Annotated in this window: 14 protein-coding genes and 2 CRISPR repeat arrays; of the genes, 12 read left to right on the top strand and 2 right to left on the bottom strand. The window is 45.8% G+C overall.

The window, feature by feature from the left end; all coding sequences use genetic code 11:
- Nucleotides 1-38: 38 nt before the first annotated feature.
- The 5 genes from cas5 to BUA14_RS12335 all read left to right on the top strand — a co-directional run bounded on the left by cas5 (nucleotide 39) and on the right by BUA14_RS12335 (nucleotide 5,190).
- A complete protein-coding gene (cas5, locus tag BUA14_RS12360; RefSeq protein WP_072772858.1) occupies nucleotides 39-734 on the top strand; it encodes a CRISPR-associated protein Cas5 in 696 nt (231 codons plus the stop codon).
- 602 nt (nucleotides 735-1,336) lie between these two features.
- Nucleotides 1,337-2,908, top strand: coding sequence for an RNA-directed DNA polymerase (locus BUA14_RS12355; protein WP_072772857.1), 1,572 nt, complete (start codon nucleotides 1,337-1,339; stop codon nucleotides 2,906-2,908).
- Between the two features lie 253 nt (nucleotides 2,909-3,161).
- Complete coding sequence (locus tag BUA14_RS12350; RefSeq protein WP_072772856.1) at nucleotides 3,162-3,341, top strand: antitoxin VbhA family protein; 180 nt, start codon at nucleotides 3,162-3,164, stop codon at nucleotides 3,339-3,341.
- A gap of 69 nt (nucleotides 3,342-3,410) precedes the next feature.
- Complete coding sequence (locus tag BUA14_RS12345; protein ID WP_242954642.1) at nucleotides 3,411-3,677, top strand: Fic family protein; 267 nt, start codon at nucleotides 3,411-3,413, stop codon at nucleotides 3,675-3,677.
- Nucleotides 3,678-3,919: 242 nt separating this feature from the next.
- A CRISPR array of direct repeats spans nucleotides 3,920-4,751; the repeat unit is 30 nt; unit sequence GTTGTTAGCTTACCTATAAGGAATTGAAAC.
- Between the two features lie 184 nt (nucleotides 4,752-4,935).
- Nucleotides 4,936-5,190, top strand: coding sequence for a hypothetical protein (locus tag BUA14_RS12335; protein ID WP_011460584.1), 255 nt, complete (start codon nucleotides 4,936-4,938; stop codon nucleotides 5,188-5,190).
- A 245-nt stretch (nucleotides 5,191-5,435) separates the two neighbouring features.
- Here BUA14_RS12335 and BUA14_RS28980 read toward each other — a convergent pair whose 3' ends face one another.
- Nucleotides 5,436-5,519 (bottom strand): putative holin-like toxin, encoded by an 84-nt coding sequence (locus BUA14_RS28980; RefSeq protein ID WP_427846688.1) that lies wholly within the window; start codon nucleotides 5,517-5,519, stop codon nucleotides 5,436-5,438.
- Nucleotides 5,520-5,873: 354 nt separating this feature from the next.
- Here BUA14_RS28980 and BUA14_RS12330 point away from each other — a divergent pair, with 354 nt between their 5' ends.
- The 4 genes from BUA14_RS12330 to cas2 all read left to right on the top strand — a co-directional run bounded on the left by BUA14_RS12330 (nucleotide 5,874) and on the right by cas2 (nucleotide 10,251).
- On the top strand, nucleotides 5,874-8,291 hold the full coding sequence (locus tag BUA14_RS12330) for a CRISPR-associated helicase/endonuclease Cas3 (protein WP_072772853.1): 2,418 nt from the start codon (nucleotides 5,874-5,876) through the stop codon (nucleotides 8,289-8,291).
- Nucleotides 8,292-8,313: 22 nt separating this feature from the next.
- Nucleotides 8,314-8,823: a CRISPR-associated protein Cas4 gene (cas4, locus tag BUA14_RS12325; protein ID WP_072772852.1), complete on the top strand. Its 510-nt coding sequence runs from the start codon at nucleotides 8,314-8,316 to the stop codon at nucleotides 8,821-8,823.
- Between the two features lie 68 nt (nucleotides 8,824-8,891).
- On the top strand, nucleotides 8,892-9,887 hold the full coding sequence (gene cas1b / locus BUA14_RS12320) for a type I-B CRISPR-associated endonuclease Cas1b (protein WP_072772851.1): 996 nt from the start codon (nucleotides 8,892-8,894) through the stop codon (nucleotides 9,885-9,887).
- Between the two features lie 100 nt (nucleotides 9,888-9,987).
- On the top strand, nucleotides 9,988-10,251 hold the full coding sequence (cas2, locus tag BUA14_RS12315) for a CRISPR-associated endonuclease Cas2 (protein WP_005817554.1): 264 nt from the start codon (nucleotides 9,988-9,990) through the stop codon (nucleotides 10,249-10,251).
- Nucleotides 10,252-10,395: 144 nt separating this feature from the next.
- Nucleotides 10,396-11,822: direct repeats of the CRISPR family, unit length 30 nt; unit sequence GTTGTTAGCTTACCTATGAGGGATTGAAAC.
- Nucleotides 11,823-12,400: 578 nt separating this feature from the next.
- Here cas2 and BUA14_RS12310 read toward each other — a convergent pair.
- Nucleotides 12,401-13,243, bottom strand: a complete 843-nt coding sequence (locus BUA14_RS12310; protein WP_072772920.1) for a DUF3102 domain-containing protein — start codon at nucleotides 13,241-13,243, stop codon at nucleotides 12,401-12,403.
- Between the two features lie 323 nt (nucleotides 13,244-13,566).
- Between BUA14_RS12310 and BUA14_RS12305 the strand changes: the two genes are divergently transcribed.
- The 3 genes from BUA14_RS12305 to BUA14_RS12295 all read left to right on the top strand — a co-directional run bounded on the left by BUA14_RS12305 (nucleotide 13,567) and on the right by BUA14_RS12295 (nucleotide 15,089).
- Nucleotides 13,567-13,791: a DUF1659 domain-containing protein gene (locus tag BUA14_RS12305; RefSeq protein WP_005811933.1), complete on the top strand. Its 225-nt coding sequence runs from the start codon at nucleotides 13,567-13,569 to the stop codon at nucleotides 13,789-13,791.
- Between the two features lie 50 nt (nucleotides 13,792-13,841).
- A complete protein-coding gene (locus BUA14_RS12300) occupies nucleotides 13,842-14,081 on the top strand; it encodes a DUF2922 domain-containing protein (protein ID WP_015944881.1) in 240 nt (79 codons plus the stop codon).
- Between the two features lie 372 nt (nucleotides 14,082-14,453).
- The gene (locus BUA14_RS12295; protein WP_072772850.1) at nucleotides 14,454-15,089 is read left to right on the top strand and encodes a cytochrome c3 family protein; all 636 of its coding nucleotides are present in this window, start codon (nucleotides 14,454-14,456) and stop codon (nucleotides 15,087-15,089) included.
- Nucleotides 15,090-15,094: the final 5 nt, after the last annotated feature.

Raw genomic sequence — 15,094 nt, 5'->3', positions numbered from 1 at the left:
GCTTATGAAGAACAACACTATACTAAAAGGAGAAGGTTATGAAAGGATTGGCATTTGATGTCCTGGGCACTGTAGGTCATTTCCGCCGCCCCGACACCACGGCAACCCAGCTGACCTATCCCTTTATTACACCTACAGCGGCCAAAGGGCTGGTGGGGGCGATTCTGGGGATTGAGGATTTTGTGACCACCGACCGGGTGGGTATTGAGCTGCTGCGTCCGGTACGAACCGTAGCTCAGCAGATGTCCATGCTGGGGAAAGATCCGGGAAGCACCTTTAACCGTCCCACCACTATTGAATTGTTAGTCAATCCCGGCTATCGCATTTATTATACCGGGGAAGAGTATACGGAACAGTTGCTGGATTTTCTCACTGGGGAAAGGTCGGTGTATACTACTTATTTAGGTACTGCCTATGCCCTGACTAAGCCGATACTCTATAGGGTCTACCCGGAAGTATCCTATCCGGTGGCGGAGGGAAAGGAAATTGAGATGAGGACAGTTGTACCTACGGCTCTTATCCGGGAGATCGTTCTCAAGGCGGAGCGCTACTATTGCCGGGCAGGTGGGTATTTGTATGAGTATAAAGGGCAGCGGACCTTTGAGAAATCAGTGGATTTCCTTTATGAGAAAGATGGGAAGCCTATTGCGTTTATCCCTAAAAGTGATGACCTGGATTCGCCTTTGGATCTCAGAGTGGCGCAGTTCGGAGAGGACTTGGTATGTCTTGTTTAATGGCCTTGGCTTAATGAGCGGAGATTATTTTGCTATATGAAATTGTCGTCGGTGTGCAGTAAGGTAAAAATGCCTGGAGACCGACGGCAATGACTATGGCTTAACAAGCGGTTTGTGGGGAAAACGCGGATTCTCTGGGCTGAACTTGTTAAGCCATAAATGCTGATTTTATGCGGTAAAATGGGTTGTTAGCTTACCTATGAGGGATTGAAACATAGGCTTTGGGGCGATAAGCACATAGGTCATTTTGGTTGTTAGCTTACCTATGAGGGATTGAAACATATATGGCAAAGAGGTACCTCGGCTGTAAATCCAGTTGTTAGCTTACCTATGAGGAATTGAAACTGTCGTAACTGATTTTGTACCTGTTCTCCATTCTCTGTTGTTAGCTTACCTATGAGGAATTGAAACGAAATCAACTCGTCCATTCTCGACAGAACATCCTCGGGTTGTTAGCTTACCTGTGGGGTAATAGAGAATGACAAGGGTGGGATTGCCCTAATGCCATGCGGTGGCCCTTCCAGGATGATAAAAGATGCACATTGGATATCAGAACTCAAGATACTGGGCATCACAACTGATTTTCAGAGAGGGGAGCATAAATGCTAAAGTTAACAGAGAAAAACTTAGATTGGGCATTATTGCATATTGAGAAATATGGAGATACTGATATTTTCCCAGTGCCATTTGAATTTGAAGCCATTCGTTATAGCTGGGAACAAGTTATTCGGCCTTGGTTAAGGAGTCAAGATATACTTCAGTGGATGCCAAGACCGTATAGAAGATGCCTGACCCCAAAGCATAGATATGGATTTCGCATAGCAACTCAACTGGACCCATTGGAAGCTATTGTTTTTACCTCCTTAGTAATGGAAATCGGTAAGGATATAGAATCAGCCCGAATCCCCAAAGAGCAGAATATCGCATTTTCCCATAGGTTTGCTCCAGAAGAAAGTGGCAGAATGTATGATACTGACTATTCATGGGATCTATTTCAAGACTATTGTGGAGAATTGGTGGAAAGCAATCAATACAATTATGTTGTGATAGCGGATATCGCAGATTTCTATCCGCGGATCTACTTTCATCCCCTAGAGAATGCATTGAGTGAATGCACACGCAAAAACAACCATGTAAAGGCCATTACTTCCATGATAAAAAATTGGAATTTTAGTGTATCCTACGGCATACCCGTTGGTTCCGCTGCATCCAGGTTATTAGCTGAATTAGTTATAGATGATGTGGATAGAGGTTTGTTAAGTGAAGGAGTCAAGCATTGCCGTTACGTAGATGATTATAGGATTTTTTGCCAAAATGAACGTGAGGCCCACGAGAACTTGGCTTTACTGGCCAATATCCTATTTGAAAATCATGGACTTACTTTACAGCAGCATAAAACCAGAATCTTACCTGTGGATGAGTTTTATAATCGCTATCTCCAAAGAGAAAATAGCCAGGAATTGAGTAGTTTAAGTGCAAAGTTTTATCAAATTTTAGACAGTCTGGGGATAGAAAATCGATATGAAAATATTGATTATGATGATTTAGAATCAGATGTCCAGGCGCAAATAGATAGCCTGAATTTAATGGGTATTCTGGAGGAGCAGGTACTGGAAATGGAGACCATTGATATCTCATTGGTTCGCTTTATCTTGAAGAGATTAAAACAGATCGATAGTGAGGAATCCGTCGATTTTGTATTAAATAACATCAATCAATTGTATCCTGTATTTAAAGAGGTGATTACATATATCACGAATCTTAGGTCATTAAATACGGCAGATAAGCATGAAATTGGCACAAAGCTTATTCAGCTGCTTGAGGATTCCATAGTATCTCACCTTGAATATCATCGCTTATGGGTTTTTGACACATTTACAAAGGACCGTGAGTGGGACAATGAAGGAAGATTTGTGAGTCTATATAATAGTTATCATGATGAATTCTCACAAAGAAAATTGATCTTGGCTCTAGGCCGGGCTCAACAACATTCTTGGTTCAAAAGCCGCAAAAGAGCTGTTAATCAAATGCCACCATGGTTAAAAAGGGCCTTTCTTGCGGCGGCGAGCTGTTTGCCCGGGGATGAGGCGAAACATTGGTACAAATCTTTACAAGCAAGCCTCGATCCACTGGAGCTGACCATTACGAAGTGGGTGCAGGCAAATCCATTCTAGCGGTTACTATGTGTATCAGCGAATTTCGATGCTTAGGTTGGAACGCAGAGAATAAAGCTAAGGAATACAGTTTATAAGCTTTGTTGTTTTTGCCTTCTAAAACAACAAAGGGCCCTTTAATTACAACGACAGGAAAGAAAAGGTTTGCTCACGTTTACTTGACTCCAACCAAATTGAATTTAGCGTGGAAGTATTGCAGGAGATACTGATATACTATTAACATAAGTAAAGTCCTAGGAAGGGGTGTGTAAACTTGACTAAATCAGATGCATGGGATTATGCATTAGGAATTATTAAAGTGGATGGACTCGAACCCTCTGAAGAGTTTTTGGAGCTTGTGGAAAAAGAGAAAAGAGGGGAGATTACGGAGCAGGACATTTTGAAACACTTGGATCAAAAGTATAGGATGAAAGGGAAAAAGCAAGATGCATGACCCTTATTTCAATTGAATATTCACCCCGTTGACGAAATTGAACCAACGGCAAAAAAGGTCCTTGACACAATGAGGGATGTTGCATGGGATAAATTCAGCCTTGATGAAAAGGCTGTGAAATTTTCAAAGTATATGGAGGAGCCCTGGAAGATACATTGCTTTCGAGAAGGGAATACAAGAACTGTAGTGACCTTCTGCTGTCAATTTGCAGAGAGCAGGGGATTCAGCGTAGATAGAACATTATTTCAAAAACATAGCGCTTATGTAAGAACGTCATTAGTGGCAGCATTAGCCTACTTTTCGGAGCTAGGAGATAGAGCAAGCCTGAATACCTGATTAGAATTGTTAGGGACAGTATCGAAAGAGGACAGAGGAAAGCTTATCAGAGAAACGTTTAATTATAAGACAAGAAAGAGCATAAGCGTTACATTGAAGTTGTCGTCGATGTGCAGTAAGGTAAAAATCCCCGGGGATCGACGACAAAGAATGGGGCTTGGTAAGCGGACTAAAGAGAAAATGGCTGATTTGGTTAATCTTGGTCAATGGTTGTAATGGCTTATTTAATGCGGGCGAAATGGGTTGTTAGCTTACCTATAAGGAATTGAAACCTTATTTTGGCTTCCTCTAGCATCTGGCGAAGAAAACTCGTTGTTAGCTTACCTATAAGGAATTGAAACTCCTCCTCAGCCTTCTGGTGGGCAGCTACAATTGGGTTGTTAGCTTACCTATAAGGAATTGAAACATAAAAAGAAGACGTGGGAACGTAAGCGAGAAAAGATAGTTGTTAGCTTACCTATAAGGAATTGAAACATGTCAAAAGCGGTGTTATATAGTGCCAACCGATGGTTGTTAGCTTACCTATAAGGAATTGAAACTACCATGGGGTGCGACTGTGATGTAAGAACAAGTACTTGTTGTTAGCTTACCTATAAGGAATTGAAACTTCGACCTAACCCGCGTGTACGACAGCGCTAAATCGTTGTTAGCTTACCTATAAGGAATTGAAACCTTGGTGCGGGAAAGACTACCGCGAAGTAACGCCTTTTGTTGTTAGCTTACCTATAAGGAATTGAAACCTTAGGAACCGAGGAAAAAATACCAGCAGCAATTCAGTTGTTAGCTTACCTATAAGGAATTGAAACTTCTGATCAGTAATGATGCTGCCGCACTCTTGGCAAACAGTTGTTAGCTTACCTATAAGGAATTGAAACATTTATGCATGTTATGCATGACTGCGCCTCCTTCCCCGTTGTTAGCTTACCTATAAGGAATTGAAACCATCCACCATCATAAAAACCGCTGTCAAGGTAATCCTGTTGTTAGCTTACCTATAAGGAATTGAAACCCTTATCATTGCTATTTTCTAAAAGGGTTTGACTAGTTGTTAGCTTACCTATAAGGAATTGAAATATGAACTTGGTAGGGCTTTGTTTGATGTTCGTTATCTTGAAAAAAGTTTCAAGACCCTTGATAATTCCCTTAAGGCCTGTGAACAGAGTTTAAAGAATATATGTAATACATTTCGCTGGCTGCAGCTCCTGGCATTGTATTACATATATCCTTGTGGTAACATAAAAATTAGGAGGGATAAGGCATGGATGATAAATTAGATTTGATTTTAGACAGATTAACGGCAATGGATAGAGGCTTAAAAGCTGAGATAAGTTCTTTAAAATCTGAGATAGGTTCTTTAAAACCCGAAATAGGTTCTTTAAAATCTGAAACTCAGGCGATTAGTAAAAAGGTGGATATGACATGGAGAGCCATTCAGGAATTAAGGGATGATAAAACTGAGTTGAACGAACTTCGTAAGAGAATAGAAATTTTAGAATCAAAATTAGCAATGTAATACATACCCAGCTGGCAGCTCCGCGGTCGGCTTTGCCCGGGGATGGAGGCGAAACATCGGTATAAATCTGACAATATAAAATAAACTGACCAAAAATATAAATAGCCATATTCTCCTTCAAGATGTGGTATAATAAAATCAAAGAAGAGCCATGCGCTAACATGGCTCCTTGCAACAGCCGCTTAAAGGGCGGACGGCTTTAAGTTAACACGGATAGACCGCATCACTTTTGCAGGATGAGCGGTCTATTTCCGTTTATCGGAGGTAAATAATAAGGCGACTAATGTTCCAATAGAGATCATTAGTGCTAAAGCCTCGTATACTTCCATGGTATCATCTCCTTCCGGAGGAAAAGCCGACCGCTCTGCAAACCTTTTCTGTTACAGAATAAAGTATTTACATACGAGCACTCGTTTGCGGGTGCTTTTTCCTATTTGGAGAGAAGCCCTAACCCGGCAAGGCTCGGTTCAACATTAAATAATGCCGATAGCTTTCGGGATTCGCCTCAAAAGAATATTCTCAAAAGAAGATATTGAAAGATAAAAATATTAAAGGATTTTACAATTTATGGTCGAAATACCTAAGAATAGAGAGGGCTTTTTATATAATCCCTGTGATACCATACGGCGATGAAAGATCCGGGAGCAGGATGATAGACCTGCTCAGTTCAAGGAGGCTTGAAGATGTCCCGTTTGATTCCCTTTGCTCAATGTATTGCCCGGCCCGATGAGCAGGGCAGAACACATCTGTTGAAGGACCATTTGCTCGGGGTTAAGGAGGCAGTGGAACAACGGCTGAAAAGCCAATGCTGCCCCTACTGCCATGACCGTATATTCATCCGCTTGGCCGGATTGGCCGGGGTTTGTCATGATATGGCCAAGGCCCATAGAAAGTGGCAGAGTTACATCCGGGGAGAGAATAAGGGGGGACCGAATCATGCTCCTGAAGGCGCCTTTCTTTTTTCGTATTTGGGTTTTCACCTGCTGCAACAGGAAAGTAAGTGGTCCTCATATGCCGTTTTCTGGCTATGGCTGACCCGGGATATAGCCGATCACCATGGGGCGTTGAAGCATCTTGATGAGAAGCATTGGATAGGAGCAGGGGCTTGGGAAGAGATGGATTTGCCCGGTATCACCAAGTTCATAGAACAAATCTATCCTGAGCTTCGCCAGGTCCCCATAACGGCTGAAGCTTTGGACCAATGGATCGACCGGCTTTATGATGTGCTCCAAGAGGCATCGGATGGTTTGGATTTGGGATATTCCCCCGATTACGGCAAGGCAATGGCTCAATTGACTTTTTGGCGGGAATTAACCACAGCCCTGATTGCCGGGGATCGGTTTCACGTTGCCCCTATGGAAAGGGTCGGATTTAGTCAAGAGGATCACATCCGGCATGACCGGGCACTGGATGAATTCTGCCGGAATAATGGGGAGCAGGTCATGGCAGACATTCGCAGCCAGGCGCAAAGGCAGGTTCTTAACCAGCTGGCAAGGGATCCCCAGCGCAGAATCTATACCCTGGAGATGCCCACTGGCTATGGCAAGACCATCACGGCTCTGAAAATCGCCGCCTGGCTGGGAAGAGAACAAGGCTATGAAAGAATCATTTATGTAGCGCCTTACCTGTCCATCCTGGAGCAGACCAGCGGTGTGATGGAAAAGGCCATGGGTGCCTCTGTCCTGGAGCATCACTCCTTGGCCGTGCTGGAAGAAAAGCAGAAAGATGAAGACCGGGAAGAGGAAGGACAGTTTCATTCCGGTCAACTGATGATGGAGGCCTGGGCCAATCCCGTGATTTGCACCAGCTTCCAGCAGTGGTCCAAGGCCCTGTTCCCGGGCAAGGCTCAGGATACTCTGCGGCGGGCTTATCTCCACAATAGCGTGGTGATTATTGATGAACCCCAGATCTTTGCTCCTGAAAGCTGGAATGTTTTTTTGTGCGGTTTGGAGTCCGTCGCCCAATTATATAATCTGCGCATTTTCTTTTTGTCCGCCACCATGCCTCCTTTTGATTACGGTTTGTCGGAACAGCCGGGTTGCCTGGCTGTAAACCCTGTACAGCAAATTGAACGTTATCAGGTGGAGCAGAAAAGGAAGATGGATGAACAGGGAGTGGCCGACTACCTGCTGAAGCGAAGCGAAATCCTGGCAGCGGATGAAAGGGGCTTATCTCAGGCAGCCATTCTCAACACCATTGCCGATGCCTATCTGGTCTATAAACAATTGGCCGCCAGGGTAGAGCCGTCTCAACTGAAGCTGTTGCACGGCATGATGATTCCTCTCCATAAACGGGTGGAAATCGAGAAAATCAGGCACTTTCAGGCGGAGAACAAGCGGGAAGGCCAGTATGTGGTCTCCACACAGATTATCGAAGCGGGGGTTGATCTCAGCTTTGATCATATCATGCGGGCCTTGCCTATCCTTCCTTCCCTTATTCAGGCAGCAGGACGGGTCAACCGCAATGGTTCCGGGAGGCGGGGGATTTTGACTCTGATGACCTTTTTAAGGGGAGGAGAGAAAAATACCCGCGGCTTCATTTACCCCTCTGAACTGCAGAAGCTCACCGATGAACTTTTGCAGAAGCAGGATGTATGGCTGGAGTCGGAACTGTTGGAGCTGATCAAGGAGTATTATAGGAGGATGTTCGCCCGCAACTCTTACGAGACGGGCAAGCAGGCGATTATTGATGCTTATGAAGGGAATTGGCCCTTGCTGGGACAACAGTTCAAACCCTTTGGGGAGGATTACTTTAAATTGCCGGTGTTTGTTCCCTGGCAGACCGAAGAAGAGGAGCAAGCCTATTTCCCGCAGCGGTTTGTAGAGCTGCAGGAGCGGTTGGGACTTTATGAGGCGGAAGATGTTTATGCTTGCTACGAAGACAGGGATTATTATTCCCGCCTGTCCTTCAAGGGCAGAAAAGAATTTATGATCCTGCTGAATCATTATGTGGTCAATGTTCCGGCTAAGCTGGCTTTTTCCTTGGTGGGCAAAGAACTCTATCTAAAGAACAGGATACCCTGCTTGTGGAGCGGGAATGATTATGATCCGGTGGCAGGCCTGGCCAAACGGGCTGTGGAAGGGTTTGACGCCATAATTTAAGCAGTGGGGAGGGAGAGGGTTTATGGAGCATCCGGAGTTTAATCTTACCGGGACCCATATTTGGTATTATTATTGCTGCCCCAGGGAGGTCTGGCTGATGCTCCACCAGGTCAATCCGGATGAGGACGACCCTAATCTGGATTTGGGACGGTTCATCCATGAGATGAGTTATGCCAGGGATAAAAACAAGGAGATCTCCTTGGGCAATATCCGGCTGGATATCGTACGTCAGGATAAAGAGGGTTTGGTCATTGGAGAAGTTAAGAAAAGCTCCAAATACGCCAAAAGTGCCAGGATGCAATTGGGATTTTATCTTTTAGAGCTGAAAGAGCGGGGTATCGAAGCCAAAGGGGAACTATTTTTTCCCAAAGAGCGCAAGAAAGAAGAGGTGGCACTCACAGAAGACATGGAGAAGGAACTGCTGGAAACCATGGAAAAGATCAGAGGGATCGCCCTTCTGGAAAGGCCTCCCCAGCCCCAAAAGATTCATTTCTGCAGAAATTGTGCCTATAAGGAATTTTGCTGGGCTTAGTGCGTGTGCACAGTGCTGTCAAGACTTGAGTCAGCGGCACTTGGTTTGGTTAAAATGGAGGTGGAATTGTGAAAAAAACCTTATATATCTTCTCCAATGGTCAGCTCCGGCGGAAGGATAATACGATTTTCTTCGTCAATGAGGAGGGGGAGCAAAAATATATCCCTGTGGAAGATACCTCCGAGTTGATGGTCTTTGGGGAGGTGGATATTAATAAACGATTTCTGGAGTTCTGCACGCAAAAGGAGATTATCATTCATTACTTTAATAATTATGGTTATTACAGCGGTACCTTTTATCCCCGGGAACACTATAACTCAGGGTATATGATACTGAAGCAGGCTGAAGCTTACCTGAATGAGGAAAGAAGGCTGCTGCTGGCGCGGCAATTTGTGACCGGTGCTTTTTTGAATATCAGGCAGGTTCTCAAATATTATGCCAATCGGGGCAAGGAGGTGGGGTCACGGTTAACAGAGATAGAAAAACTGAGTGAAGGTATAGGAGCTGCCGGCACGATTCCTGAACTGATGGCTTTTGAAGGGAATATCAGGGAACATTATTATAAGGCCTTTGACGCAATTCATGGCCACCCGGAATTTGTGTTCGAGGGGCGTTCAAAGCGGCCTCCTAAAAATGCAATGAATACCTTGATCAGCTTCGGCAATTCCATTGTTTACTCCACAGTGTTGAGTGAAATTTATAAAACTCATCTGGATCCGCGCATCGGCTATCTTCATACCACTAATTTTCGCCGGTTTAGTTTGAATTTGGATGTGGCGGAAATCTTTAAACCGATTTTGGTGGATCGGGTGATTTTTACTCTGATCGGGAAAAAGATGCTCAAAAAGAGCGATTTTAAAAAGGAGTCCGGGGGCTTGATGCTGAAGGAGAACGGACGGAGGGTTTTTGTTGAGGAGCTGGAAAACCGTTTGAAAACCACCATCAACCACCGGGATATAGGCACCCCGGTGTCTTATCGGCGCTTGCTTCGTCTTGAGCTGTACAAGCTGGAAAAGCATCTCATGGGTGAGAAAGACTACGAGCCTTTTGTCAGCCAGTGGTGAAGAGTTGAGAGCACACTATCGAATAGACGGTATGCAGCGACTTTTGAAAGGGATAGGCATAAATTTGGGGGAGAGAAAATCCGGAAGATGAGGTATACTTATGTTTGTGATCTTAGTCTATGATATGGGGGAAAAGCGGGTAGCCAAAGCACTGAAGCGGTGCAGAAAGTACCTGAACTGGGTGCAGAATTCTGTCTTTGAGGGAGAGATTTCGGAAAGCAATCTGGCAAAGCTGAAGATGGAGCTGGACAGGATTATAGTGCCGGAAGAAGATTCGGTTATTATTTATACACTGAGGACGACCCGCTATTCTGAGCGGGAGATCATGGGCTTGCGAAAAGGAGGCCAGAATTTAATCATATGAAATTGTCGTCGATGTGCAGTAAGGTAAAAATCCCTGGAGATCGACGACAAGGGATGTCGCTTAGTAAGCGGCCTGCAGAGAATAGTGGAATTTTTGAGACGGCTCCAGGGAGCTGTAGATGTTGATTTTATGCGGGAAAAATGGGTTGTTAGCTTACCTATGAGGAATTGAAACTCAGTCACACTCAGCTGCATCGTCGAGTTTTGGTTATTAGTTGTTAGCTTACCTATGAGGAATTGAAACCTTGGTACGGCGGGTCTGACCTATCAAAACTTCACGTTGTTAGCTTACCTATGAGGGATTGAAACACGGTTAGTGTCGGCATTGGCTCATGGATGGATTGGGTTGTTAGCTTACCTATGAGGGATTGAAACTTTTCATAATCAACGGCATCCTCGCGCATCTCTTTGATAGTTGTTAGCTTACCTATGAGGGATTGAAACTTTCGTAAATAAGTTCAAGGCAAAGACCGCATGAGGAGGTTGTTAGCTTACCTATGAGGGATTGAAACTGAACTCCGCGCCCGACTTGATGGATACAACAGAGTTGTTAGCTTACCTATGAGGGATTGAAACATCTCCCGCCTGTCCAATACTGCTTTTTTAATACTGGTTGTTAGCTTACCTATGAGGGATTGAAACCATGATTTAAGCATTCGCCCCTCCCCCAAAACAAAGTTGTTAGCTTACCTATGAGGGATTGAAACTCAACCCTGGAAACCAACCCAGTGAGCCAATTATCCAGGGTTGTTAGCATACCTATGAGGGATTGAAACCTTTCCAGCCACACTGAAAGGCTGGCAAGGGAATCCTGTTGTTAGCTTACCTATGAGGGATTGAAACCTCATCTTCATCCATCCTTTCTCACGCCGGGAGTTTAGGTTGTTAGCTTACCTATGAGGGATTGAAACTACACTTCGTCAATTGCAGTAGCCATAATCGTCTTTGGTTGTTAGCTTACCTATGAGGGATTGAAACTCCGGATAGCGGACAAAAATAGCGCAATTGCCATTGTTGTTAGCTTACCTATGAGGGATTGAAACCCGCTACCGTAAGCAGCTCCCCATCATCTACACCAGCGTTGTTAGCTTACCTATGAGGGATTGAAACCTCGACTAACGGCGAAGATTCCCGCAACACATCCCCAGTTGTTAGCTTACCTATGAGGGATTGAAACTCAATATCTAACTCCAATGGTAATTCTAATCCCGAGTTGTTAGCTTACCTATAAGGGATTGAAACAATGTTCAATGAAGCCGAGCAGCAAGCCACCGTGGATTGTTGTTAGCTTACCTATAAGGGATTGAAACTCTGTTGGGGTAGCCAAGGATGAGGGGGACAAATTGCGTTGTTAGCTTACCTATGAGGGATTGAAACTTCTTTCATGTTCTTCTGCTATTAACCGAGTCCTTGGTGTTAGCTTACCTATGAGGGATTGAAACACAACTTCTACTTGTTTATTTTCCAATGTCTTTCCGTTGTTAGCTTACCTATGAGGGATTGAAACAGATAGTCCTGGAGACAGAAGATCCTAACGTCACTGTTGTTAGCTCACATATAAGGGATTGAAGCCAATCAGATTAGGGAGAAGCAGGAACGGCTAAAAGCCGGACAGAAAGAGATACAAGCCAATCTTGAAAGATTGGAAATTGATGTTCTATCATTGCAGATGGATAATAAATCTATACATCGAAAACTTGATGTGATTGCGTCGGCGGTAGTTGTTGCCCAGGAGAGATCACAATGCTAAAGGCTCAATAAAATATGTAATACAGGAAAGAGTAATTATGCGGAGGAAAGAGTCTGTCCGAAATTGGTACGCGCGTACCTATTTCGGACAGACTCTTATTTGATGAAAAAGTAAAAAATTGTAACAGATAAAATGACGTGGCAGGAGGTCTAAATCTAGTCATCCTCTACCGCTCACCCCGGAGCAGGGGCAATGGCACGAAAAGGTTTTGAGAAAAAACCCGTCTATGAAGTATCAAGATGGAGCGGGAGAGCTGGACGATGAGTCGCGGCTTGTAAATTCCATTACCTTCATTTTGTACCACCAAAATAGCTCAGAGCGCTGGGCAAAGGACAGGGAAGATCATCCCTATTCGGCAGTTGTGAAACCAACGTGAAAAAAGGGCTCACTGGGCTGAACCTCAGCCCTGCATTCTCCCCCGCATGGCTTTGAGCAAAAAGTCATTCAGCTTGCTCATATATCCGGCATGGACCTGAGCATCAAGATTGGCCAGCAGATCCAGCTCATAGGACAGTTCCTTAAAGGCTCTTTCCAGAGCTTCGTATTTGAAGGCGACCTGGCTGGTGAACAGCTTGGTTTGGGCGGCGGCCAGGTCGTTGCGCACCCTTTGATAGCTCTTATAATTCATGTTTTCTTTGAGCTTTTTATTCTGAAGTGCGGCTTTCTCTACGTTCTCCTGCAAGGCCTGCTGAGTCTTGCGCAGCTCTACCGCTTCCTGCTTCAGGCTGTCCCGCTCCTTGGCCAGCTCGGTGTTTTCCTCCTTGACTCCGTCCAGAGCTTGCCGGAGGGCCGTATTTTCCTGCTCGGCCTGTTCTTTTTCCTGTTGGATTTGTTTTTGTTTGTCCACGGCCTTCTTCAGTTCCCGGGTGCTCATGTTTTCAATATCCAGATCGAGGATGAGCTGTGTCCGTTCTTCTTCCGGGACGCCCAGAAGGATCAGGGCCTGGGTATAGCTTAACTTGGACAGCACCTGATCCTGTGCGTCGGAGTCAAGCGGGGAGGAGTGAGGGAGACCGTAAGCATCATAGAGGCGCATCAGCTTGGCGGCTCTGTTAGGGGAAAAGTCCACCGATTCCTCCAGCCACTGCAGCCACTCCCCATGAGGGAGCAAAGCCTTGGCCTCATGCAGACGACGGCCGATCTCAATAAAATTATGCAGCACTAATTTTTCCGTCTGGTCCTTGATGCTGTTGATTTCCACGGCAATGATCAGGGAGGTGCGTTCCGGGACAGCAGAATTCATGGCTACACCGCTCCTTTCTTTTCCTTCTTTCACATCATATGAGCAGAGAAGGACCCCAATGACTGGCAGAAAAGGCAGGACCTGTCCGAAATAGGTACGCGCGTACCTATTTCGGACAGGTCCTTTGGCATTAAAGAACCGGTAGATAAGTTTGGGGGCGCAGCTTAGCCTTGTCACGCCTATCTTTGCCACAAGGCTAAGCCCGTCAGTCTCCCGCCCCTCAGAAAAAACTTGCCGCTCCGGGTAACCTCGGACAAAGCAGGCCCATACATTGTAGAGGCGGTCTAAACCGCATCAATCCACCGGAAAGGAGGCGGTATAGCATGGCGGTAACATCCACCCCTTTGAGCTCAGCCCTGGTCATCGTATACCAAGCCGGGCTCACCCCCTTGGGAGCCCCGGTAACCAGGCAGAAGAGCCTGAACGGTTTGCGGTTCGACGCTGATGAACAGGCGATTTATAATGCGGCCCACGCCTTGTTCAGTTTATCCCAGTACTCGGTGCTGGATGTCCTGAACCGGAAAACCTTCGAGCTCCTTGAGGAGTAAGAAAAGCTTAAAGAGTACGGGAAAAATCCAGGTGGGGAGGAGGTGAGACCATGGCGATCACAACCACTAAGGTGGTGAGATTAACCTTTACCACTACGGGAGGAAAGACGTTTTCCATAACCATCCCTAATCCCAAAGATGATTTGCAGCAGGCCGAAGCGGTGGCTGTTATGAATTCCCTGATTGAAAGTGATCTGTTTTTAACTGCCGGCGGTTCTCTGCTGGGGATCAGGGATATAAAGGTCGTTGATACCCAAACCAATGACCTTTATGACCCGCCTCAGGTGTAAGGGATCCTGCTTAGCGGAGCAGTCCCTATCTGCGGGGCTGTTCTCATCCATGGTCCTATCTGTCGGACTGCCGGTAAAATCTGTTGCCGGCAGTCTTGGCCTGTCCTTGGCCACGGGTCTGAGATGCCCTCCCCAGGAATTTAAACCATGACCAGAGGCCGTCCTTAGGGGCGGCTTTTCGTGCGCGGCAGGCAGTCCCGCCGCCTCGTTTAGCGGGGCAAAGAGTCGAAGAAGATGGCTTGGCGCCCTAAACAGCTTAAATAGCTGTCCGTGCATATTCATCGGGAATTCAAGGTAAACTAACGATGCTGTGGGCATAGACAGCCAAGGGGCTGCCCATGGAATCAGAATCCGGAAGACGAGGTAGGGACGATGAACAAGAAAAAGCGATGGGCGTTTAAGGGAATTATTTTTACATTTTTCTTTAGTTTTTGGTTGTTTGCCAATGGGGCGGAGGTCCTTGCTCAACTCAACTGCAATCAGTGCCATGCCGATGTAGCCAATGAGTTTAAAAGCTCTGTTCACAGCTCCCTGAGCTGTACAAGCTGTCACAGTGATGTGACGACCTACCCTCACCCGGAAAGCGCGAAGGTAGATAAGAAGAAAAGCGTTGCCATGTGCACCACCTGCCATACCGGGCGGGTAGAGGATAGTTATCAGCATAGTTTTCATGGCAAAGCCGTATTCCTGGGCAGCCAGCGCTCCGCCAGCTGTGTGGACTGCCACAGTGCCCATGAAGTATTAAGCCAGGATAACCCTAATTCTCAAGTGGCTAAGGAGAATGTCCCCCAGACCTGTGCTAAATGCCATGATAACCCTTCTCCGGGTTTTGCCCAAGGGACGGAGCATTTCGAGCTGTCGGCCATGGGTCCGGGAAAACCCATGTATTATACGGCCAAGTTCTTTGTGTGGCTGACCATGATTGCCATGACCTTATTGGTGATTCATATTGAATTGCAGTTGTACCGTGAGTTGCGAACCATACTGCAAAAGCGCAGGAGGAGTTGATCGGA

This window comes from Desulfitobacterium chlororespirans DSM 11544, from assembly GCF_900143285.1.
Lineage (GTDB): Bacteria > Bacillota > Desulfitobacteriia > Desulfitobacteriales > Desulfitobacteriaceae > Desulfitobacterium > Desulfitobacterium chlororespirans.
The sequence above is the reverse complement of the archived record's forward strand: the minus strand, read 5'-3'. Positions and strand labels throughout refer to the sequence as shown.

Excerpts from the sequence above, each read along its gene's own strand:
- cas5 (WP_072772858.1), top strand. The coding sequence starts at position 39 with ATGAAAGGATTGGCATTTGATGTCCTGGGCACTGTAGGTCATTTCCGC.
- BUA14_RS12355 (WP_072772857.1), top strand. The coding sequence starts at position 1,337 with ATGCTAAAGTTAACAGAGAAAAACTTAGATTGGGCATTATTGCATATT.
- BUA14_RS12345 (WP_242954642.1), top strand. The coding sequence starts at position 3,411 with ATGAGGGATGTTGCATGGGATAAATTCAGCCTTGATGAAAAGGCTGTG.
- BUA14_RS12335 (WP_011460584.1), top strand. The coding sequence starts at position 4,936 with ATGGATGATAAATTAGATTTGATTTTAGACAGATTAACGGCAATGGAT.
- BUA14_RS28980 (WP_427846688.1), bottom strand. The coding sequence starts at position 5,519 with ATGGAAGTATACGAGGCTTTAGCACTAATGATCTCTATTGGAACATTA.
- BUA14_RS12330 (WP_072772853.1), top strand. The coding sequence starts at position 5,874 with ATGTCCCGTTTGATTCCCTTTGCTCAATGTATTGCCCGGCCCGATGAG.
- cas4 (WP_072772852.1), top strand. The coding sequence starts at position 8,314 with ATGGAGCATCCGGAGTTTAATCTTACCGGGACCCATATTTGGTATTAT.
- cas2 (WP_005817554.1), top strand. The coding sequence starts at position 9,988 with ATGTTTGTGATCTTAGTCTATGATATGGGGGAAAAGCGGGTAGCCAAA.
- BUA14_RS12310 (WP_072772920.1), bottom strand. The coding sequence starts at position 13,243 with ATGAATTCTGCTGTCCCGGAACGCACCTCCCTGATCATTGCCGTGGAA.
- BUA14_RS12305 (WP_005811933.1), top strand. The coding sequence starts at position 13,567 with ATGGCGGTAACATCCACCCCTTTGAGCTCAGCCCTGGTCATCGTATAC.
- BUA14_RS12300 (WP_015944881.1), top strand. The coding sequence starts at position 13,842 with ATGGCGATCACAACCACTAAGGTGGTGAGATTAACCTTTACCACTACG.
- BUA14_RS12295 (WP_072772850.1), top strand. The coding sequence starts at position 14,454 with ATGAACAAGAAAAAGCGATGGGCGTTTAAGGGAATTATTTTTACATTT.